The following is a 20,140-nucleotide window of genomic DNA, read 5'->3' as shown; positions in this document are numbered from 1 at the left end:
CGAGAAACGACATCAGAAGGCCATTAACCTTCTCTCTATAAATGACACCAGACAATCCGCCCGAACTTTGCATGTCAAAACCAAGGGCGCCACCACCCCCCTATAAATGCAGGTAACATGCGTCGCTTTGCAGCCACACGGCCCGACCATGTCCGCGACGTCCCGTTTTCCTTTTCTCCCCTATCTTTTCGCCTGCCTGCTGGGGCTGTTTGCACTGTGCGGCTTCTGGTACGGCCTCGGTAAATCGGTGATCCTGCCGGATGCCGCCACCCCGACGCACAAGCTGCAATGCGCGTCCTACACCCCGTTCGACAAAGACCAGTCGCCGTTCGACGTGCCGTTCAAGCTGCGCCCGGAGCGCATGGACGCCGACCTTGCGCTGCTGGCGACGCGGTTTCAATGCATCCGCACCTATTCCATGACAGGGCTCGAGGCACTCCCGGACCTGGCGCGCAAACATGGCCTGAAATTGATGATCGGCGCCTGGGTCAACAGCAATCCGGTGGACACCGAGAAGGAAGTCGACCTGCTGATTGCTTCCGCCAACGCCAACCCGGACGTGGTCAGCGCGGTGATCGTCGGCAACGAAGCGTTGCTGCGTAAAGAAGTCACTGGTGCGCAACTGGCCAAGTTGATCAAAAAAGTCAAACGTCAGGTCAAACAACCGGTCACTTATGCCGATGTCTGGGAGTTCTGGCTCAAGCATCCGGAAATCGCGCCAGAGGTGGATTTCCTGACCATTCACCTGCTGCCGTACTGGGAGGACGAACCCTCGAGCATCGACGTTGCACTGCGACATGTGGCGGATGTACGTCAGGTGTTCGGCAATAAATTCGCCCCCAAAGATGTGATGATTGGCGAAACCGGCTGGCCGAGTGAGGGCCGCCAGCGCGAGACCGCCCTGCCCAGCCGTGTTAATGAAGCCAAGTTCATCCGCGGGTTTGTCGCGATGGCCGAGAAGGAAGGCTGGCATTACAACCTGATCGAAGCGTTTGACCAGCCATGGAAACGTGGCAGCGAAGGCGCAGTGGGCGGGTACTGGGGATTGTTCGATGCCGATCGTCAGGACAAGGGTGTACTCGCCGGGCCGGTGACGAATGTGCCGTACTGGTCGCAGTGGCTGGCGGTCGGTGGTTTGATTTTCCTGGGGACGCTGATGCTTGGTGGTCGCGTCCGCACGACACGCTCGGCACTGGTGCTGCCGTTATTGGGCGCCCTCGCCGCTTGCTCGATTGGTGCTTGGGGCGATCTGGCAAGGGTGACCACACGATTTGCCAGTGAATGGCTGTGGGTCGGGTTGCTGACAGCGTTGAATCTGTTGGTGCTGGCGCATGCGGCGCTAACCTTGAGCGCTCGCACGGGTTGGCGTGAACGCGCCTTCAATCTGCTGGAGCGTCGTGCCGGCTGGCTGGTGGCCGCGGCGGGGTTTGCAGCCGCGGTGATGATGCTGGAAATGGTGTTCGATGCGCGCTATCGCAGCTTTGCCAGTGCGGCGTTCATTCTGCCCGCGCTGGTGTACCTGTGCCGACCGGTGAGCGTGCCGCGTCGGGAGATTGCTTTGCTGACCTTTATCATCGGGGCCGGAATCGCACCGCAGTTGTTCGAGGAAGGATTGCAGAACCAACAGGCCTTGGGCTGGGCACTGGTCAGCGGGTTGATGGTGGCGGCATTGTGGCGATGCTTGCGGGTTCGCACCCGCTGATCTTCAGCGTTTGCGCCGCCCCCCTTCGCGAGCAAGCCCGCTCCCACATTTGGACTTGAATGCACACAATTCGCTGTGGAAGCGAGCTCGCCCGCGATGACTGATTGTCAGATTCCGCGAGATTGCCGGACCAGGCGCAACCCGGCAATCACCAGTGCAAACACCGCCAACGTTGTGTTGTACAGCGCCAGCGCCGGCAGCCCGAACACCAACGCCAGCACCGCCAGCCACCAGCCTGCCCGACCCGGCAACACGAACCCGATCAATGCCGCACCCAACGCCGCCCAGCCCAACACCTTGAAGTGAATCATCAGCCCCAGACTGGAGCGAATCTGGCACTCCCAGCGACTGGCCTCATCAACGCAGATGCCCACCCATTTGCCATCCTCCATGAAGCCGTATCGCGCGCCATAGCTGGCGGCGAGCCATAACGGCAGCAGAACGAGCAACAGCATCACGGGCAAGCGGCGGGACATGAATTACTCCAATCGACAGAAATCGGCCGCCAGCTTAATCCGCCGCCCGGCATACGCAAGCGCTAACAACAGTTAACTATTCATCCGGGCGGTGCAAAGTGTATCGTCCGGCTACTATTACTCCGAATTCTGCCTGTTTGGTGCCGCGGCATGGCACTTTGGCGCAACCCCGGTGGTCATAGCCTGCGAACCTCATTCGGCACCTTCCTCTAAGGGATCCAGTCATGCTCCGTTCCTTGCGCTTCGCCGCGCTGTTCAGCGGCCTTATCTTGAGTGCGTCCGCACTGGCGGCGGATATCGACGCCGCCAGTTATGGCTACCCCCTGACCAACCCGTTCGAGGCGACCATCGCCACCACGCCGCCGGACTTGCGCCCGGAACTGCCACTGGACGACGACATCAATCAGTCCGACCGCAGCGTCACCTTGCGCCCGGAGCGGGCATTCATTCTGCCGGACAATTTCTGGGCGGTAAAAAAACTTACTTACCGTATCGCCACCCAGGACAAGCCAGCACCGCTGATCTTCCTGATTGCCGGCACCGGTGCGCGTTATGACAGCACGCTCAACGAATACCTGAAAAAACTCTATTACAAGGCCGGCTATCACGTCGTGCAGCTGTCCTCACCGACCAGTTTCGACTTCATCAGCGCCGCGTCGCGCTTCGCCACACCGGGCGTGACCAAGGAAGACGCCGAGGACATGTACCGTGTGATGCAGGCCGTGCGGGCGCAAAACCCGAAACTGCCAGTCACCGATTACTACCTCACCGGCTACAGCCTCGGTGCGCTTGATGCGGCGTTCGTCGCGCATCTGGACGAAACCCGCCGCAGCTTCAATTTCAAGAAAGTCCTGCTGCTCAATCCGCCGGTCAACCTTTACACCTCGATCACCAACCTCGACAGGCTGGTACAGACCGAAGTCAAAGGCATCAACAACAGCACAACGTTCTATGAGTTGGTGCTGAGCAAGTTGACCCGCTACTTCCAGCAAAAAGGCTATATCGACCTCAACGACGCCCTGCTCTACGACTTCCAGCAATCCAAACAGCACCTGTCCAACGAACAGATGGCGATGCTGATCGGTACCTCGTTCCGCTTCTCGGCCGCCGATATTGCCTTCACTTCGGACCTGATCAACCGTCGCGGCCTGATCACCCCGCCGAAATTCCCGATCACCGAAGGCACCAGCCTCACACCGTTCCTCAAGCGTGCGCTGCAATGCGACTTCGACTGTTACCTGACCGAACAGGTGATCCCGATGTGGCGCGCCCGCACCGACGGCGGCAGTCTGCTGCAACTGATTGATCAGGTCAGCCTGTATGCGCTCAAGGATTACCTGCACGACAGCCCGAAAATCGCCGTGATGCACAACGCCGACGATGTGATCCTCGGCCCGGGCGACTTGGGCTTCCTGCGCAAAACCTTTGGTGATCGCCTGACCGTTTATCCACTGGGCGGCCATTGCGGCAACATTAACTACCGCGTCAACAGCGACGCCATGCTGGAGTTCTTCCGTGGCTAAATATCTCCTGCTGATAGCAGCGTTCCTCTGTGCAGGCGTGGCCCAGGCCGATAACAGCAAAGCCAATGCACCGGTGGTGGTCGACAGTGACGGCTTCAAGGAGCCGCTGTCCAAACTCAAATTCAACCCGGGGCTGGACCAGCGCGAATTCGAGCGTTCCACGCTCAACGCGCTGAGCGTGTATGACCCGTTGGAGGAGTGGAACCGCCGCGTTTACCACTTCAACTACCGTTTCGATCAATGGGTATTTTTGCCGGTGGTCGACGGTTATCGCTACGTCACGCCGAGCTTCGTGCGCACCGGTGTGAGCAACTTTTTCAACAACCTCGGCGACGTACCGAACCTGATCAACAGCCTGTTGCAGTTCAAGGGCGAGCGCTCGATGAAAACGACTGCGCGCCTGTTGTTCAACACCACCATCGGCGTCGCCGGTCTATGGGACCCGGCGACCGCCATGGGCCTGCCACGCCAGAGCGAAGACTTCGGTCAGACGCTGGGTTTCTATGGTGTACCGGGAGGCGCCTATTTTGTGTTGCCGATCCTCGGCCCATCGAACCTGCGTGACACCGCAGGTCTCGCCGTGGACTACGGCGCCGAATCGGCGGTCAACTTCTTAAACGTTTCAGAGGTCAGCTCCAACCATCCGGAGATCTGGGCCCTGCGCGCCGTCGACAAGCGCTACCAGACCAGTTTCCGCTACGGCCAACTGAACTCACCGTTCGAGTACGAAAAGGTGCGTTACGTGTACACCGAGTCGCGCAAGCTGCAGATTGCCGAGTAACGTTTTTACTGGAGCCACATCCGGCAAATGTGGCAGCGGGCTTGCTCGCGAAGGCGGCGTCTCAGTCAATGGACAGGTGACTGGCACTCCCTCTTCGCGAGCAAGCCCGCTCCCACAGGGGTAATGTGCTCAGCCTTTAATGGCTTTCCAGAGCTTGCCGACGACGGATACGACGGCCAACACCACCGCCCCGGCAATAATCCCCGCCACGCCGTTGAGCAACATCGGCACCACAAACCCGACCCCACTTGCCGCCGCGCCAACGCCTTCAATCCAGTGATGCACCACCGGCACGCCATGAGTCAGGATGCCGCCGCCGACCAGGAACATCGCCGCCGTGCCAACCACCGACAGCGTTTTCATCATGTAAGGCGCTGCGCTCAGAATGCCACTGCCGACTTTCCTGGCAACCTGCCCAGGCTTCTGGGTCAGCCAGAGACCAAGATCATCAAGTTTGACGATCCCCGCCACCAGACCGTAAACGCCCGCGGTCATCACAATCGCAATGCCGGACATCACGATCACTTGCTGAGTCAGCGAGGCGTCAGCCACGGTGCCCAGGGTGATGGCGATGATTTCCGCCGACAAAATGAAGTCGGTGCGGATCGCGCCTTTGATCTTGTCCTTTTCGTAGGCCACCAGATCGGTCGCCGTGTCCGCCACAGCCTCAGTCAGTTGCGCATGCCCTGCTTCGTCTTCCACCTTGCTGTGCACAAACGTGTGCGCGAGTTTCTCGAAACCCTCGAAACACAGATACGCACCACCGACCATCAACAGTGGCGTCACCAGCCACGGCACGAAAGCGCTGATCGCCAGCGCCGACGGCACCAGAATCAGTTTGTTGAGAAACGAGCCCTTGGCCACCGCCCAAACCACGGGAATTTCCCGCTCGGCGCGCACGCCGCAGACTTGCTGGGCATTCAGCGCCAGGTCGTCGCCGAGCACACCGGCGGTCTTCTTGGCGGCCACTTTGCTCATCAACGCCACGTCATCCAGAACGGTGGCGATATCGTCGACCAGCACCAGCAAACTGCTTCCTGCCATGAATCCTGTTTCCTTTTATGTACCAATGGCGCGAAGCATAACGCGACCACAGACCACACGGGGCATTCTTGAGCGCTGCGCGAGGCCGGTGCTACCATGCGCAACCGCCAGAACAGGCAAGGAACCACCGGGTTTATGAGCACAATCCGCGAGCGCAACAAAGAACTGATCCTGCGTGCCGCCAGCGAGGAGTTTGCCGACAAAGGCTTCGCCGCGACCAAAACCAGCGACATCGCCGCCAAGGCGGGATTGCCCAAGCCCAACGTTTACTACTACTTCAAGTCCAAGGAAAACCTCTACCGCGAGGTATTGGAAAGCATCATCGTGCCGATCCTGCAGGCGTCGACGCCGTTCAACGCGGACGGCGTGCCGAGTGAAGTGTTGAGCGGCTACATCCGCTCCAAGATCCGTATCTCCCGCGACCTGCCCTTTGCCTCAAAAGTCTTCGCCAGCGAAATCATGCACGGCGCCCCACATTTGAGCGCCGACCTGGTCGAGCAACTCAACGGCCAGGCCAAGCACAACATCAACTGCATCCAGACCTGGATCGACCGCGGCCAGATCGCCCCGATCGACCCCAACCATCTGATGTTCAGCATCTGGGCTGCCACCCAGACCTACGCCGACTTCGACTGGCAGATTTCTGCGGTCACCGGCAAGGACAAGCTGGACGAGGCGGATTATGAAGCGGCGGCGCAGACGATTATTCGGTTGGTGCTCAAAGGGTGTGAGCCGGACTGAAACACCGCGGCGCGGCTATCGCTGGCAAGCCAGCTCCCACAAAGTTCTACGTCGTTCGTCATATCTGTGTTCAACACAGAATCCTGTGGGAGCTGGCTTGCCAGCGATGGCGGCAACTCGGTCTTAGATCAAACCCAGATAGCATCCCACAACGGATAGTCGCCAAGTTTTTCCACCAAGCCCGCTCGCAATGGGTTGGCTACTACATAGCGCGCCATTTTCACCAAATCATCTTCCTTTCGAAGTGCCCGGTCGTGAAACCCCTGCTGCCAAAGCGGCCCGTTTTTACCACTGGAAAGATTCACTTCGCGCGCAATCAGGGACTTGGTCTCTCGCATCAATTTGCGAAGTGAACAGTTTCCCAGTTCAACGAGCCAATGAAAGTGGTCAGGCATGACAACCCATGCCAATGATTTTGCCAACCCAAGATCCTGTGCCCGGCGAAACTGATGAACAACCAATCTGCCCAATGCGAAATCGGTAAAGATCGGTTCTCGATCAAGTGTATTGGTTGTCAGTAGATAGATTCTATTTGGCTCGGCATAGCGGCCGGCTCGCAGACGATGTGAAGCAGGAAGATCAGGCAATCCGTTGCCCCTTCATGATGAGTTCATCAAAAGGCTAGACCGCAGTGCCCCATCAAGTCAGGCAGTCTTTTATCTTGATGTGTCAGTCCCGCCGCCATCGCTGGCAAGCCAGCTCCCACAGTTTTTTAATGTTGAATACAAAACTTGTGAACGACACAAAATCCTGTAGGAGTGAGCCTCCTCGCGATAGCGGTTAATCAGACGCTAAAGATCAAGCCGCCACCCCCGCATCCGCCTTCAAATCCAGCGCCTCCACCGCTTTGATCGCCACCTGCTCATCAATATCCGACAGATCGCCGCTGATCCCGATCGCGCCCAGCACGTTACCCGCCTGATCACGAATCAACACGCCACCCGGTGCCGGCACCACGCTGCCCTGGCCCATGCTGTTTAGCGCCGCAATGAAAGCCGGGCGTTGTTGCGCGTCCAGCGCCAGCAGGCGTGAGCCTTTACCTAGTGCGATGGCGCCCCAGGCTTTGCCGATGGCGATTTGTGGGCGAAGCAGGCTGGCGCCGTCTTCGCGTTGCACGGCGACCAGATGGCCGCCGGTATCGAGTACCGCGATGGTCAGCGGCGCGGCATTGATGCCTCGCCCTGCGCTGATGGCTTCATTGACCAGGTTGACTGCGACTTTCAAGGTTAAAGCGCTCATGGTGCCGTCCTCATTTTGTTATAGGGAAAGTCGTGGGGCTGCGGTTTTGTGCCGCAGTCCGATACGACAAATAGAACACAATGAGTTATTTTTTTGTATACAATAATTCTCGAAAAGCGCCACATGCGACGAAAAGCCACAGCAGAACCGGCTTCCGACGAATGAAACAGTCGCTTGAGAAAATGGATTGACCTGCGCCGTCCGCCGTGAATACACTCTGCGCAAAGCCACTTGTATACAATTACAAAACGTAAAGAGGCACAAAACCATGAGCAAAATGAGAGCAATCGAAGCCGCCGTTCTGGTGATGCGCCGTGAAGGGGTTGATACCGCTTTTGGCATCCCGGGCGCTGCGATCAACCCGCTGAACTCCGCCCTGCAGAAAGTCGGTGGCATCGATCAAGTCCTCGCTCGCCACGTTGAAGGCGCCTCGCACATGGCCGAGGGCTACACCCGCACCAAGGCCGGCAACATCGGCGTGTGCATCGGCACTTCCGGCCCGGCCGGTACCGACATGGTTACCGGGCTCTACAGCGCCTCGGCCGACTCGATTCCCATCCTTTGCATCACAGGCCAGGCACCCCGCGCCCGTATGCACAAGGAAGACTTCCAGGCTGTCGACATCACCAGCATCGTCAAGCCCGTCACCAAGTGGGCAACCACGGTGCTGGAGCCGGGCCAGGTGCCTTACGCGTTCCAGAAAGCTTTCTTTGAGATGCGTTCCGGCCGTCCAGGCCCGGTGCTGATCGACCTGCCGTTCGACGTGCAGATGGCTGAAATCGAATTTGACATCGACGCTTACCAGCCACTGCCGCTGGCCAAGCCGACCGCGACCCGCATCCAGGTCGAGAAAGCGCTGGCCTTGCTCGATCAGGCCGAGCGTCCATTGCTGGTGGCCGGTGGCGGCATCATCAACGCCGACGCCAGCGAACTGCTGGTGGAGTTCGCCGAGCTGACCGGTATCCCGGTGATCCCGACCCTGATGGGCTGGGGCACCATCCCGGACGATCACCCGTTGATGGTCGGCATGGTTGGTCTGCAGACTTCGCACCGTTACGGCAACGCAACGATGCTGAAATCCGACGTGGTACTGGGCATCGGTAACCGTTGGGCCAACCGTCACACCGGTTCGGTCGATGTCTACACCGAAGGCCGCAAGTTCATTCACGTCGACATCGAAGGCACGCAGATCGGTCGTGTGTTCACGCCGGACCTGGGCATCGTATCCGACGCCGCTGCCGCGCTGACCGTGTTCATTGAAGTGGCGCGTGAATGGCAAGCCGCCGGCAAGCTGAAAAACCGCAGTGCGTGGCTGCAAGACTGCCAGCAGCGCAAGGCCAGCCTGCATCGAAAAACCCACTTCGACAACGTGCCGGTCAAGCCACAGCGCGTTTACGAAGAAATGAACCAGGTGTTCGGCAAGGACACCTGCTATGTCAGCACCATTGGTCTGTCGCAAATTGCCGGCGCGCAGTTCCTGCACGTCTACAAGCCGCGTCACAGGATCAACAGCCGTCAGGCAGGCCCGTTGGGCTGGACCATTCCGGCAGCGCTGGGCGTAGTGAAGGCCGATCCGAACCGCAAAGTCGTGGCCCTGTCGGGGGACTATGACTTCCAGTGCATGTTCGAAGAACTGGCGGTCGGCGCTCAGTTCAAACTGCCGTACATCCACGTCGTGGTGAACAACTCGTACCTGGGTCTGATCCGTCAGGCACAGCGCGGGTTCGAAATGGACTACTGCGTGCAGTTGTCCTTCGATAACCTCAACGCGCCGGAACTCAACGGTTACGGGGTTGACCATGTCGCGGTTGCCGAAGGCCTGGGCTGCAAGGCACTGCGTGTGTTCGAACCATCGGAAATCGCCCCTGCCCTGCGCAAGGCCGAACAGATGATCGAAGAGTTCAAGGTGCCGGTGATCGTCGAGATCATTCTGGAGCGTGTGACCAACATCTCCATGGGTACCGAGATCAACGCCGTCAACGAATTCGAAGACCTGGCGCTGGTCGGCAACGATGCGCCTACGGCGATTTCGCTGCTTGATTAACTGTTGACCGCTCTCCCTGTGGGAGCGGGCTTGCCCGCGAAAGCATTTCCACATCCGACAATGATGTTGGCTGATCCACCGCTTTGGCGAGCAAGCCCGCTCCCACGAGGGGAACTTCACAAGATTTACGGGAGACCACCATGCCGCGTTTCGCAGCCAACCTGTCCATGCTGTTCACCGAACAGGATTTCCTTGCCCGTTTCGACGCCGCCGCCAAGGCCGGTTTCAGTGGTGTGGAATATCTGTTTCCGTACGACTTCAGCTCCGCCGAAATCAAGGCAACACTGGAGGCCAACGGTCTGACCCAAGTGCTGTTCAACCTGCCCGCCGGTGATTGGGCCAAGGGCGAGCGCGGTATCGCGTGCCTGCCGGATCGGGTCGAAGAATTCCGCGCCGGTGTCGACCTGGCGATTGCCTACGCGCAAGTGCTGGGCAACACCCAGGTCAACTGCCTGGCCGGTATCCGTCCGCAAGGCGTGGACGATGCCACCGTGGAAAAAACCTTCGTCGCCAACCTCAAGTACGCGGCCGACAAGCTGCAAGCGGCGGGTATCAAACTGGTGATGGAAGCGATCAACACCCGCGACATCCCAGGCTTCTACTTGAACAACACGGCGCAAGCCCTGTCGATTCGCGAGCAGGTCGGCAGCGCCAATCTGTTCCTGCAATACGACATCTATCACATGCAAATCATGGAAGGCGATCTGGCCCGCACCCTGCAATCGCACCTGGGCGAGATCAACCATGTGCAGCTCGCGGACAACCCGGGGCGCAACGAGCCAGGTACCGGTGAGATCAACTACCGCTTCCTGTTCGAGCACCTCGACCGCATCGGTTATCAGGGTTGGGTGGGTTGCGAGTACAAGCCGCTGACCACCACTGAAGCAGGGCTCGGCTGGCTGAAAACCCACAACGCAATTTAAGAACAACGCAAAACCTGTGGGAGCGGGCTTGCTCGCGAATGCGGTGGTTCAGTCAACACGGATATTGAATGTTCCACCGCATTCGCGAGCAAGCCCGCTCCCACCCAATGCAACACCCCCAATTTGCTTGAGCAAGACAAAAACAAGAGGATTTTCTCATGGCTAAAATCGGATTTATCGGCACCGGCATCATGGGCCACCCAATGGCGGCGAACCTGCAGAAAGCCGGTCACAGCCTGTTCCTGTCGGCGCACCACGACCCCGCGCCTGCCGACCTGGTTGCCGCTGGCGCGGTCGCGCTGGCCAATCCGCGCGAAGTGGCTCAGGAAGCTGAGTTCATCATCGTCATGGTCCCGGATACCCCGCAGGTCGATGACGTGCTGTTCCGCGCTGACGGCGTCGCTGCCGGTATCGGCAAAGGCAAAGTCGTGATCGATATGAGCTCGATCTCGCCAACCGCTACCAAAGCGTTCGCGGCGAAGATCAATGAAAAAGGCGCGCAGTACCTCGACGCGCCTGTTTCCGGCGGTGAAGTCGGCGCCAAAGCCGCGACCCTGAGCATCATGATCGGTGGCGACGCCGATGCTTTCGAACGCGCACTGCCGCTGTTCCAGGCCATGGGCAAGAACATCACGCTGGTCGGCGGCAATGGCGACGGTCAGACCGCGAAAGTGGCGAACCAGATCATCGTGGCCCTGAACATCCAGGCCGTGGCAGAAGCCCTGCTGTTCGCTTCGAAAAACGGTGCCGATCCAGCCAAGGTGCGTGAAGCGCTGATGGGCGGCTTCGCGTCCTCCAAAATCCTCGAAGTGCACGGCGAGCGCATGATCAAAGGCACCTTCGATCCAGGCTTCCGCATCAGCCTGCACCAGAAGGACCTGAACCTGGCCCTGCAAGGCGCCAAGGAGCTGAACATCAACCTGCCGAACACCGCCAATGCCCAGCAAGTGTTCAGCACCTGCGCGGCCATCGGTGGCAGCAACTGGGATCACTCGGCGCTGATCAAGGGCCTGGAACACATGGCCAACTTCTCGATTCGCGACAAAAAATAATCTGCGCCTCTGGCTCGCTCCCTGTGGGAGCGGGCTTGCCCGCGATGGCATCGACTCGGTTTTTCTGAAGGACCGCAGCGCCTGAATCGCTGGCAAGCCAGCTCCCACAGGGACCGGGTCGCTGCACCGTTGTCGCTCCACTCCAATAACAAGAATTCCGGGAGCCCGCCATGTCGGTCGATCCGCAACAACTGCTGCGCGAGCTGTTTGCCACAGCCATTGACGCGGCCCATCCGCAGCAAGTCCTCGAAGCCCATCTGCCTGCCGATCGCACCGGTCGGGTCATCGTCATCGGCGCCGGCAAAGCCGCCGCCGCCATGGCGCAAGTGGTCGAACGCTGCTGGCAGGGTGAAGTCTCTGGCCTGGTAGTGACTCGCTACGGTCACGGCGCCCCGTGCGAAAAAATCGAAGTGGTCGAAGCTGCGCATCCGGTGCCGGACGCCGCTGGCCTGGCCGTGGCCAAGCGTGTGCTGGATCTGGTCAGTAACCTGAGCGAAGACGACCGCGTGATCTTCCTGCTCTCCGGTGGCGGCTCTGCCCTGCTCGCCTTGCCGGCCGAAGGCATCACCCTCGCTGACAAGCAATCCATCAACAAAGCCCTGCTCAAATCCGGCGCGACCATCGGCGAGATGAACTGTGTGCGCAAACACCTCTCGGCGATCAAGGGCGGCCGCCTGGGCAAGGCCTGTTGGCCCGCCACGGTTTATACCTACGCGATTTCCGATGTACCGGGTGACCTCGCCACGGTCATCGCCTCCGGCCCGACCGTGGCCGACCCCAGCACCTCGGCTGAAGCGCTGGCGATCATCAAGCGCTACGGCATCGAGATCCCGGCGTCGGTACGCACCTGGCTGCAAAGCCCTGAATCGGAGACCGTCAAACCCGGTGATCCGAGCCTGGCCCGCAGTCATTTCCAGTTGATCGCCCGTCCTCAGCAATCGCTGGACGCCGCAGCGGTGAAGTGCCGTCAGGCCGGTTTCAGTACGCTGATCCTCGGCGATCTGGAAGGTGAATCGCGCGAAGTGGCGAAAGTCCACGCCGGCATCGCTCGTCAGATCATCAACCACGGCCAGCCACTGGCGGCGCCGTGCGTGATCCTCTCCGGCGGTGAAACCACCGTGACCGTGCGCGGCAATGGCCGTGGCGGGCGCAACGCCGAATTCCTCCTGAGCCTGACCGATAGCCTCAAAGGCCTGCCCGGCGTCTACGCGCTGGCCGGTGACACCGATGGCATCGACGGCTCGGAAGACAACGCTGGCGCAATCATGACCCCGGACAGCTACGCCCGCGCCATCGCCCTGGGCTTGAGCGCCAGTGACGAGCTGGATAACAACAACGGCTACGGCTATTTCGAGGCGCTCGATGCGCTGATCGTCACCGAACCGACCCGCACCAACGTCAACGACTTCCGCGCCATTCTGATTCTCGAGAACTCTAAATCATGACGCCTGATAAAAAGGTCAAAATCCTCGCCACCCTCGGGCCTGCTGTCGATGGGATCGAAGACATCCGCGAACTGGTCGAGGCCGGGGTGAATATCTTCCGCCTGAACTTCAGCCACGGCGACCACGCCGACCACGCCAAGCGCTATCAGTGGATCCGCGAAGTCGAGCGCCAGCTCAACTATCCGCTGGGCATTCTGATGGACCTGCAAGGGCCAAAACTGCGTGTCGGCAAATTCGCCGAGGGCAAGGTGCAGTTGCATCGCGGTCAGGCGTTGCGCCTCGACCTGGATGCCGCGCCGGGCGATGAGCGCCGGGTCAACCTGCCACATCCGGAAATCATCGAGGCGCTGGAAGCCGGCATGGATCTGCTGCTCGACGACGGCAAACTGCGTCTGCGCGTGGTGACTAAATACGACGATGCGATCGACACCACCGTGCTCAATGGCGGCGAGCTGTCAGACCGCAAAGGCGTGAACGTGCCGCAAGCGGTGCTCGACCTCAGCCCGTTGACGGCCAAGGATCGCCGCGATTTGAGTTTTGGTCTGGAGTTGGGTGTGGATTGGGTGGCGCTGTCGTTCGTACAGCGCCCGCAAGACATCCTCGAAGCCCGCGCGCTGATCGGCGACAAAGCCTTCCTGATGGCGAAAATCGAGAAGCCTTCGGCCGTCGAGCAACTGCGCGAAATCGCCGAGCTGAGCGACGCGATCATGGTGGCTCGCGGTGACCTGGGCGTGGAAGTCCCTGCCGAGAGCGTGCCGCAGATCCAGAAAAACATCATCAGCACCTGCCGTGAACTCGGCAAACCGGTGGTGGTGGCAACGCAGATGCTTGAGTCGATGCGCTTCTCTGCGACGCCGACCCGCGCTGAAGTCACCGACGTCGCCAACGCCGTGGCAGAGGGTGCCGATGCGGTGATGCTGTCGGCGGAAACTGCGTCGGGGGAATACCCGTTGGAAGCCGTGCAGATGATGAGCAAGATCATCCGTCAGGTGGAAAACGGCCCGGATTATCAGACGCAACTCGACGTCAGCCGCCCCAAGGCTGAGGCGACTGTTTCCGATGCCATCAGTTGCGCGATCCGACGCATCAGCAACGTGCTGCCGGTGGCCGTGCTGGTCAATTACAGCGAGTCCGGTGCGTCGACGTTGCGTGCGGCGCGGGAACGGCCCAAAGCACCGATCCTCAATCTGACGCCGAACCTGCAAACCGCTCGCCGTTTGAGCGTGGCGTGGGGCATTCACTCGGTGGTCAACGATCGTCTGCGTCAGGTCGACGAAGTGTGCTCGACCGCGCTGGAAATCGCCCAGGCGCAAGGCATGGCCGAGCGAGGTGACACGCTGTTGATCACTGCCGGCGTGCCATTCGGGCAGCCGGGCTCTACCAACTCGCTGCGCATTGAGACGTTGATTTAGCGTCTCTACCGGCCTCATCGCCAGCAGGCTGGCTCCCACAGTTGATTTGTGTGCACCACAAACTCAATGACTGAACAAAGATTCAATGTGGGAGCCAGCCTGCTGGCGATCAGTTGGGGTCGCGCTCGACCGACTCGCTCCCTTTGACTTTTAGAACTGCCATGCCTGCCAACTCTTTCAACACCCACTGCCCCGACTGGGCCGAGGCTTTGCTCAACGGTTTCAGTCAAATATTCCTCCAGCGTCATCCGCTGTGCGGCCTGCTGTGCCTGCTGGCGATCCTGCTCACCGCCCCGGTGCTGTTTGCCGGCGCGCTGCTGGGTGCCATGGCCGGATTGCTCACCGCGCAACGACGCAACTATGCCAAGGCTGATCGCCAGGCCGGGCTGTTCAGCTACAACGGTGTGTTGCTCGGCCTGCTGCTGAGCCTCTATTTCCCGTGGTCGCCGATACTGCCGCCACTGATTCTCGCCGCCGGCGGGTTGAGTGCGATGGTTACGCAGCAGTGGCTCAAATATGTGTACCGCCGCCGATCCATGCCGGCCTACACCTCGCCGTTCGTGGGCATAAGTTGGGGGCTGCTTCTTTTCGCGGCGCCGTCCATGCCGATGCCTTCTGTTGAACTCAATAACGTGAACCTGCTCGCCGCCGAGTTCAGAGGGTTGGGCCAGGTGATGTTTCTCGGTCATCCGCTGGCCGGTGCCTTGATCGCCATCGGATTGCTGATGGCTGATCGCCGGGCCTTTGCCTGGGCGCTGCTGGCGAGTGCGATTGGCCTCGGTTCGAGCCTGCTGCACCACGAAACCAATACCGCCCTGCTCGGCCTGGGCAGCTACAACGCCGTACTCGCCGCACTCGCCTTCAGCGCACAACGTCAACAACCGTGGCTGCCGTTGCTCGGCATCGTCCTCGCGCTGCTGGTGACACCCCTGTTTACCGCCGTCGGTCTGGCCACGCTGACCGCGCCATTCATTCTCGCCTGCTGGCTGATCCGCGCTGGCATCCAGATGCTCGGCAACGCGACTGTCAACAGCACGCCTTGCGCTCATGGGGAGAATCAACCTAGGCTGCGCTGATCTTCGATTCAGGCGTTACACATGGACAGCAGCAAGCGTTGGCGTGATCAGCTTTACGTAGTGATTTTCCAGACCGACACCACGGCTGGGCGGCGTTTCGACGGCATTTTGCTGTTGATCATCCTCGCCAGCCTGGTGATCGTGATGCTCGACAGCATCGACAGCGTTCACCGCAACTATGCCGATGCACTGGCGTACATCGAGTGGGGCTTCACCATTATCTTTCTCGGTGAGTACATCCTGCGCCTGTATTGCTCACCGAAGCCGTTGCGTTATGCCTTCAGTTTTTATGGGCTGGTGGACTTGCTGGCAATCGTGCCCGGCATCCTCGCCCTGTATTACAGCGATGCGCAGTATCTGCTGATCATCCGCATCATCCGGATGCTGCGGATTTTTCGCGTGCTCAAACTCAGCCCGTACCTCAAGCAAGCCAACTATCTGATGTCGGCGCTGCGCGGCAGCAAGCAGAAGATCGTGGTGTTTCTAGTCAGCGTCTGCACGCTGGTGACGGTGTTCGGTACGCTGATGTACGTGATCGAAGGCCCGGAACACGGCTTCACCAGCATTCCCAAAGGCATCTATTGGGCAATCGTGACGCTGACCACAGTGGGCTTCGGCGACATCGTGCCAACAACCCCGCTGGGCCAAGTGATTTCGTCGCTGGTGATGATCACCGGTTACTCGATCATCGCCGTGCCAACCGGGATTTTCACCGCCGAATTGGCCAATGCCATGCGCGGCGAACATCTGCAACACGATTGCCCGGTGTGCAAGAAGAACAGCCACGAACCCGACGCAGCTTTCTGCTCGCGCTGTGGCAATCAGTTGTTCAAGAAACTGGAATAAGCAAAGAGCTTTTTAATCTTTAAGCGACTATGCGTGCACCGTTATAGTCGGTGGCAAGTGGCCTCACCTTTGGCACAACACCCCCCACAGAACAAGGAATGCGCAGTGAAAAAACTCTTTGGCGCCTCACTTCTCGCCGCCGGTCTTGCGTTCGGTAGCGCGGCTCAAGCCGCACCGACCCTGCTGAACGTTTCCTACGACGTGATGCGCGATTTCTACAAGGACTACAACACTGCGTTCCAGAAACACTGGCAAGCCGAGCACAACGAAAACATCACCGTGCAGATGTCCTTCGGCGGTTCGAGCAAGCAAGCGCGCTCGGTGATCGATGGCCTGCCGGCCGACGTCATCACCATGAACATGGCCACCGACATCAACGCCCTGGCCGATCACGGCAAACTGGTGCCGGAGAACTGGGTCACCCGCCTGCCGAACAACAGCGCGCCGTTCACGTCCGCCACCGTGTTCATTGTGCGCAAAGGCAACCCGAAAGCCTTGAAAGACTGGCCGGACCTGCTCAAGGAAGGCGTGCAGGTGATCGTGCCAAACCCGAAAACCTCGGGTAACGGCCGCTACACCTATCTCTCGGCCTGGGGCTACGTGCTGAAGAACGGCGGTGACGAGAGCAAGGCCAAAGACTTCGTCGGCAAACTGTTCAAGCAAGCGCCAGTGCTGGATACCGGCGGCCGCGCCGCAACCACCACGTTCATGACCAACCAGATCGGCGACGTGTTGGTGACTTTCGAAAACGAAGCGGAAATGATCGCTCGCGAGTTTGGTCGTGATCAGTTTGAAGTGATTTACCCAAGCGTCTCCGCCGAAGCCGAGCCACCGGTGTCGGTGGTCGATAAAGTCGTCGACAAGAAAGGTTCGCGCGCAGCCGCTGATGAGTACCTGAAATACCTGTGGTCGCCGCAAGGTCAGGAGATCGCTGCGGCCAACTACCTGCGTCCGCGTGATCCGGCGGTGCTGGCCAAATACACCGACCGTTTCCCGAAAGTCGACTTCTTGTCGGTGGAGAAAACCTTTGGTGACTGGCGCACCGTGCAGAAGACCCACTTCAATGATGGTGGGGTGTTTGATCAGATCTACAGCCAGTAATAATTAAGCGGCTCTATGAAAAGGCGATCTCAACAGATCGCCTTTTTCGTGGGATTTTGAAATCACCACAATTGCCCCTATGACGAACAGTAAAGCGCAGTGGTAAACGTAAGCACGCTATCGAAGAAGATGTAAGTGAATGTATCATCGACGCTCAACGGTCGGACGCAAGGTTCACCGAGGTGATGACCACCTGACTGCAGTCATTCATTCCTCCAAGGAATAACTGATATCAACCTAAGGCTTCTTTTGCCAATACGGTTTGTCCCATAGCCTCACCGCATTCCCTTTCGCTGGATCGAGAAATCTTATGACCACCGCCACTCACACAATGACCCGAGGCATGGTGCTGCTGTTCGCCTTCTGCTGCGGCGCCATCGTTGCCAACATCTATTACGCCCAGCCGATCATCGGCCTGATTGCGCCGGACATCGGCCTCTCCGACACCATGGCCAGTTTCATCGTCTCGCTGACGCAGATCGGCTATGCGCTGGGCCTGTTCTTTCTGGTGCCGCTGGGCGATCTGCTGGAAAACCGTCGGTTGATGATCATCACAACGGTGGTGGCGATTGCCAGCCTGCTCGGCGCCGCATTTACCGACCAGCCCAACGTGTTTCTGCTGATCTCGCTGCTCGTGGGTTTCAGTTCGGTGTCGGTGCAGATCCTGATTCCGCTGGCCGCGCATCTGGCGCCGGAAGAGTCCCGTGGCCGAGTGGTAGGCGGGATCATGGGCGGGCTGCTGCTGGGTATCCTGCTGGCGCGGCCGGTGTCGAGCGTGGTTGCCGACCATTTCGGCTGGCGGGCGATGTTCATGATTGCCGCCGCATTGATGGCGGCGATCAGCGTGGTGCTGGCACTGACCGTGCCCAAGCGCCAACCGGATCACAGCGCCACTTACGGGCAACTGCTCGGTTCGCTGTGGACGCTGCTGCGCCAACAACCGGTGCTGCGTCAGCGCGCGTTTTATCAGGGGTGCATGTTTGCCACGTTCAGCCTGTTCTGGACAGCGGTGCCACTTGAGCTGGCGCGCAACCACGGCCTGTCGCAAAGCGAGATCGCGATCTTCGCCCTGGTTGGCGCCATCGGTGCCATCGCCGCCCCCATCAGTGGACGCTTGGCCGACGCCGGCCACACCCGCATCGCCTCGCTGCTGGCCATGTTGTTCGCCAGCCTGAGCTTCCTGCCGGCATTCATCCACCCGGCCTACAGCGTGATCGGTTTGGCCGTGACCGGCGTGGTGCTGGATTTCTGCGTACAGATGAACATGGTGCTTGGCCAACGTGCGGTCTACTCGTTGGACGCGAAAAGCCGTGGTCGCCTGAACGCGCTGTACATGACCAGCATCTTCATCGGCGGCGCCTTCGGCTCGTCGGTCGCCAGCGCGGTGTTCGAGCATGGCGGCTGGTTGTGGATCGTGATTGTCGGCAGTGCGTTTCCATTGTTGGCGTTGTTGCGTTTTTTGGGTGCATCGCAACGGCGATCGCTGGCGACTGCGTAACACGTAAAAAGCATCGCAGGCCAACTGGCCCGCGATGCTTTTCAATACCTGACCAGCTTCTCCATCGCCGCATCCGCCAGAAAGGAGGAGCGGCTTTTGACGTTGTGTTCGCGCACATAGCGGTCGATTCGCTGAATCACATAACCGGGCAGGGTCACGTTGACCTTCTCGGTCTTACCCAGGTATGGCGAGATATCCAGCTCCAGCATGCCCCAGCCCATCCCGGCGAACTCCGGATTGTTGCGATGCGCCGCAGCAGAGGTCGGCATCGGAATCGCCTCTCCGTTCGCCGCAATCTCCTGCAACATGATGTGGGCGATTTCAACGGCTGCATTGTAGGCATCTTCAAAGCTATCCCCTGCCGTCACGGCGCCGGGAATATCGGGGATCTGAATACCGATGGCGGTGTTCTCATCGCCCCACTCGATGCAGATTGGATATTGCATTATGGATCTCCTTCGAAACTGGCTGGCGGGTTGTACAACCCGGCACGCCTCCTGATGCTTTTGACCGTCCCCAACGGCAAATCCTTTTTCGGGTGAGGAACGGGAATCGTGTATGGGTTGTAGCGGTGCCTGAAGAGGTGATGACTGCCGGTAATCCTGTCCAGCGTCCAACCCGCCTCCTCCAGCTCCTTGATCAATAACCTGCCTGCACCAACCGCCTCCTTGCCCTGGCCCATTAAAAGTAACCCTAGAGTTATCTTTACTCAAGCACAGAAATCCAAAGAGCGACGTCCGGTTGTTTTACAGAGTGTGATTGATTGCAGCCACAGACAGCAAAACGGCGATCCGAGGATCGCCGTTTTCGTTACTGCCCGAACTGCTTACCCAGCCCCGGTGGCACGCCGTGGATGTCGGTGTCTTCCCATGGACCGTTGGGACTGATCGAGCGACTCCAGCCGTTGTTCCAGCGATAGTAGGTGCGCTGGCGGTAGAACGTGTTGGACTGGTCGTCGAGCACATAAACGCCGAGTTTCTGATCCCAATGGCTGTTGCCGCCCGGTGGCGGGGCGAAGCTGGCCGAGGTGCGCGGGACAGGTTTTGCCGGTTTGGCCGGAATACTTTTGCCCGGTATCGGCGAGGTCGAAGGGGTCGGGCTGGGTTGTGACGGCGGAATCGGCGGCAGGTGGGTGGTCCGTTCCGGTCGTTGCACCGCACATGCACTCAAGCCCAGGGCCAATGTGAGAACCGTGATTCGGGCGATGGTGTGCATGGCGGTGCTTTCCTGTGTTGCC

At 59.6% G+C, this 20,140-nt stretch carries 20 protein-coding genes; 13 read left to right on the top strand and 7 right to left on the bottom strand.

Going from position 1 to position 20,140, the window contains the following annotated elements:
* The first annotated feature begins 106 nt into the window (after positions 1–106).
* Entirely contained in the window at positions 107–1,702 is a 1,596-nt protein-coding gene (locus ACIOU6_RS17700) for a beta (1-6) glucans synthase (protein WP_401138326.1), read from the top strand.
* 107 nt (positions 1,703–1,809) lie between these two features.
* Here the strand turns inward: ACIOU6_RS17700 and ACIOU6_RS17695 are convergent, their stop codons facing one another.
* Positions 1,810–2,178: a hypothetical protein gene (locus ACIOU6_RS17695; protein ID WP_401138323.1), complete on the bottom strand. Its 369-nt coding sequence runs from the start codon at positions 2,176–2,178 to the stop codon at positions 1,810–1,812.
* Between the two features lie 224 nt (positions 2,179–2,402).
* Between ACIOU6_RS17695 and ACIOU6_RS17690 the strand changes: the two genes are divergently transcribed.
* Together ACIOU6_RS17690 and ACIOU6_RS17685 are read left to right on the top strand one after the other, a co-directional pair.
* Positions 2,403–3,701, top strand: coding sequence for a serine/threonine protein kinase (locus ACIOU6_RS17690; protein WP_221731926.1), 1,299 nt, complete (start codon positions 2,403–2,405; stop codon positions 3,699–3,701).
* The gene (locus ACIOU6_RS17685; RefSeq protein ID WP_401138319.1) at positions 3,694–4,482 is read left to right on the top strand and encodes a VacJ family lipoprotein; all 789 of its coding nucleotides are present in this window, start codon (positions 3,694–3,696) and stop codon (positions 4,480–4,482) included. The genes ACIOU6_RS17690 and ACIOU6_RS17685 overlap by 8 nt, the downstream gene beginning before the upstream one ends.
* Positions 4,483–4,611: 129 nt before the next feature.
* Here the strand turns inward: ACIOU6_RS17685 and ACIOU6_RS17680 are convergent, their stop codons facing one another.
* Complete coding sequence (locus ACIOU6_RS17680) at positions 4,612–5,526, bottom strand: DUF808 domain-containing protein (RefSeq protein WP_401138316.1); 915 nt, start codon at positions 5,524–5,526, stop codon at positions 4,612–4,614.
* Positions 5,527–5,661: 135 nt separating this feature from the next.
* On the opposite strand from ACIOU6_RS17680, the gene ACIOU6_RS17675 reads away from it, so the two are divergent.
* Entirely contained in the window at positions 5,662–6,267 is a 606-nt protein-coding gene (locus ACIOU6_RS17675) for a TetR/AcrR family transcriptional regulator (protein WP_221731929.1), read from the top strand.
* Between the two features lie 128 nt (positions 6,268–6,395).
* On the opposite strand, the gene ACIOU6_RS17670 is transcribed toward ACIOU6_RS17675, so the two are convergent.
* Complete coding sequence (locus ACIOU6_RS17670; protein WP_401138312.1) at positions 6,396–6,854, bottom strand: REP-associated tyrosine transposase; 459 nt, start codon at positions 6,852–6,854, stop codon at positions 6,396–6,398.
* Positions 6,855–7,065: 211 nt separating this feature from the next.
* The gene (locus ACIOU6_RS17665; RefSeq protein WP_401138309.1) at positions 7,066–7,506 is read right to left on the bottom strand and encodes a heme-binding protein; all 441 of its coding nucleotides are present in this window, start codon (positions 7,504–7,506) and stop codon (positions 7,066–7,068) included.
* Positions 7,507–7,774: 268 nt separating this feature from the next.
* On the opposite strand from ACIOU6_RS17665, the gene gcl reads away from it, so the two are divergent.
* The 9 genes from gcl to ACIOU6_RS17620 all read left to right on the top strand — a co-directional run bounded on the left by gcl (position 7,775) and on the right by ACIOU6_RS17620 (position 18,903).
* Positions 7,775–9,550, top strand: coding sequence for a glyoxylate carboligase (gcl, locus tag ACIOU6_RS17660; RefSeq protein WP_401138306.1), 1,776 nt, complete (start codon positions 7,775–7,777; stop codon positions 9,548–9,550).
* Between the two features lie 140 nt (positions 9,551–9,690).
* Positions 9,691–10,473: a hydroxypyruvate isomerase gene (gene hyi / locus ACIOU6_RS17655; protein ID WP_401138304.1), complete on the top strand. Its 783-nt coding sequence runs from the start codon at positions 9,691–9,693 to the stop codon at positions 10,471–10,473.
* A 158-nt stretch (positions 10,474–10,631) separates the two neighbouring features.
* On the top strand, positions 10,632–11,525 hold the full coding sequence (locus ACIOU6_RS17650) for a 2-hydroxy-3-oxopropionate reductase (RefSeq protein ID WP_221731934.1): 894 nt from the start codon (positions 10,632–10,634) through the stop codon (positions 11,523–11,525).
* Positions 11,526–11,695: 170 nt separating this feature from the next.
* Positions 11,696–12,970 (top strand): glycerate kinase, encoded by a 1,275-nt coding sequence (locus tag ACIOU6_RS17645; RefSeq protein ID WP_401138302.1) that lies wholly within the window; start codon positions 11,696–11,698, stop codon positions 12,968–12,970.
* A complete protein-coding gene (gene pyk / locus ACIOU6_RS17640; protein WP_401138299.1) occupies positions 12,967–14,382 on the top strand; it encodes a pyruvate kinase in 1,416 nt (471 codons plus the stop codon). The genes ACIOU6_RS17645 and pyk overlap by 4 nt, the downstream gene beginning before the upstream one ends.
* 161 nt (positions 14,383–14,543) lie before the next feature.
* On the top strand, positions 14,544–15,458 hold the full coding sequence (locus ACIOU6_RS17635) for an urea transporter (RefSeq protein ID WP_221731937.1): 915 nt from the start codon (positions 14,544–14,546) through the stop codon (positions 15,456–15,458).
* A 21-nt stretch (positions 15,459–15,479) separates the two neighbouring features.
* Positions 15,480–16,304: an ion transporter gene (locus ACIOU6_RS17630; protein WP_221731938.1), complete on the top strand. Its 825-nt coding sequence runs from the start codon at positions 15,480–15,482 to the stop codon at positions 16,302–16,304.
* Positions 16,305–16,409: 105 nt separating this feature from the next.
* Positions 16,410–17,405: a sulfate ABC transporter substrate-binding protein gene (locus ACIOU6_RS17625; protein WP_221731939.1), complete on the top strand. Its 996-nt coding sequence runs from the start codon at positions 16,410–16,412 to the stop codon at positions 17,403–17,405.
* Positions 17,406–17,715: 310 nt separating this feature from the next.
* A complete protein-coding gene (locus tag ACIOU6_RS17620) occupies positions 17,716–18,903 on the top strand; it encodes an MFS transporter (protein ID WP_221731940.1) in 1,188 nt (395 codons plus the stop codon).
* Positions 18,904–18,944: 41 nt separating this feature from the next.
* Here ACIOU6_RS17620 and ACIOU6_RS17615 read toward each other — a convergent pair whose 3' ends face one another.
* The 3 genes from ACIOU6_RS17615 to ACIOU6_RS17605 form a co-directional block, all read right to left on the bottom strand.
* The gene (locus tag ACIOU6_RS17615) at positions 18,945–19,349 is read right to left on the bottom strand and encodes a type II toxin-antitoxin system HicB family antitoxin (protein WP_401138295.1); all 405 of its coding nucleotides are present in this window, start codon (positions 19,347–19,349) and stop codon (positions 18,945–18,947) included.
* Complete coding sequence (locus ACIOU6_RS17610) at positions 19,349–19,585, bottom strand: type II toxin-antitoxin system HicA family toxin (RefSeq protein WP_401138292.1); 237 nt, start codon at positions 19,583–19,585, stop codon at positions 19,349–19,351. Before ACIOU6_RS17610 ends, ACIOU6_RS17615 begins: the two co-directional genes overlap by 1 nt.
* Positions 19,586–19,713: 128 nt before the next feature.
* Positions 19,714–20,118: a hypothetical protein gene (locus ACIOU6_RS17605; protein ID WP_221731943.1), complete on the bottom strand. Its 405-nt coding sequence runs from the start codon at positions 20,116–20,118 to the stop codon at positions 19,714–19,716.
* Between the last annotated feature and the right edge of the window lie 22 nt (positions 20,119–20,140).

Origin of the sequence: Pseudomonas sp. NPDC087615, from assembly GCF_044743445.1 — a bacterium.
Classification (GTDB): Bacteria; Pseudomonadota; Gammaproteobacteria; order Pseudomonadales; family Pseudomonadaceae; genus Aquipseudomonas; species Aquipseudomonas baetica_A.
This window is presented reverse-complemented; position numbering and strand designations above follow the sequence as displayed.

What these genes read in the sequence shown, in the direction of transcription:
- ACIOU6_RS17690 (WP_221731926.1), top strand. Translation starts at nt 2,403, where the DNA reads ATGCTCCGTTCCTTGCGCTTCGCCGCGCTGTTCAGCGGCCTTATCTTG.
- ACIOU6_RS17645 (WP_401138302.1), top strand. Translation starts at nt 11,696, where the DNA reads ATGTCGGTCGATCCGCAACAACTGCTGCGCGAGCTGTTTGCCACAGCC.
- ACIOU6_RS17615 (WP_401138295.1), bottom strand. Translation starts at nt 19,349, where the DNA reads ATGCAATATCCAATCTGCATCGAGTGGGGCGATGAGAACACCGCCATC.
- ACIOU6_RS17630 (WP_221731938.1), top strand. Translation starts at nt 15,480, where the DNA reads ATGGACAGCAGCAAGCGTTGGCGTGATCAGCTTTACGTAGTGATTTTC.
- ACIOU6_RS17695 (WP_401138323.1), bottom strand. Translation starts at nt 2,178, where the DNA reads ATGTCCCGCCGCTTGCCCGTGATGCTGTTGCTCGTTCTGCTGCCGTTA.
- ACIOU6_RS17650 (WP_221731934.1), top strand. Translation starts at nt 10,632, where the DNA reads ATGGCTAAAATCGGATTTATCGGCACCGGCATCATGGGCCACCCAATG.
- ACIOU6_RS17675 (WP_221731929.1), top strand. Translation starts at nt 5,662, where the DNA reads ATGAGCACAATCCGCGAGCGCAACAAAGAACTGATCCTGCGTGCCGCC.
- ACIOU6_RS17620 (WP_221731940.1), top strand. Translation starts at nt 17,716, where the DNA reads ATGACCACCGCCACTCACACAATGACCCGAGGCATGGTGCTGCTGTTC.
- ACIOU6_RS17635 (WP_221731937.1), top strand. Translation starts at nt 14,544, where the DNA reads ATGCCTGCCAACTCTTTCAACACCCACTGCCCCGACTGGGCCGAGGCT.
- ACIOU6_RS17680 (WP_401138316.1), bottom strand. Translation starts at nt 5,526, where the DNA reads ATGGCAGGAAGCAGTTTGCTGGTGCTGGTCGACGATATCGCCACCGTT.
- pyk (WP_401138299.1), top strand. Translation starts at nt 12,967, where the DNA reads ATGACGCCTGATAAAAAGGTCAAAATCCTCGCCACCCTCGGGCCTGCT.
- ACIOU6_RS17665 (WP_401138309.1), bottom strand. Translation starts at nt 7,506, where the DNA reads ATGAGCGCTTTAACCTTGAAAGTCGCAGTCAACCTGGTCAATGAAGCC.
- gcl (WP_401138306.1), top strand. Translation starts at nt 7,775, where the DNA reads ATGAGCAAAATGAGAGCAATCGAAGCCGCCGTTCTGGTGATGCGCCGT.
- ACIOU6_RS17610 (WP_401138292.1), bottom strand. Translation starts at nt 19,585, where the DNA reads ATGGGCCAGGGCAAGGAGGCGGTTGGTGCAGGCAGGTTATTGATCAAG.
- ACIOU6_RS17605 (WP_221731943.1), bottom strand. Translation starts at nt 20,118, where the DNA reads ATGCACACCATCGCCCGAATCACGGTTCTCACATTGGCCCTGGGCTTG.
- ACIOU6_RS17700 (WP_401138326.1), top strand. Translation starts at nt 107, where the DNA reads ATGCAGGTAACATGCGTCGCTTTGCAGCCACACGGCCCGACCATGTCC.
- hyi (WP_401138304.1), top strand. Translation starts at nt 9,691, where the DNA reads ATGCCGCGTTTCGCAGCCAACCTGTCCATGCTGTTCACCGAACAGGAT.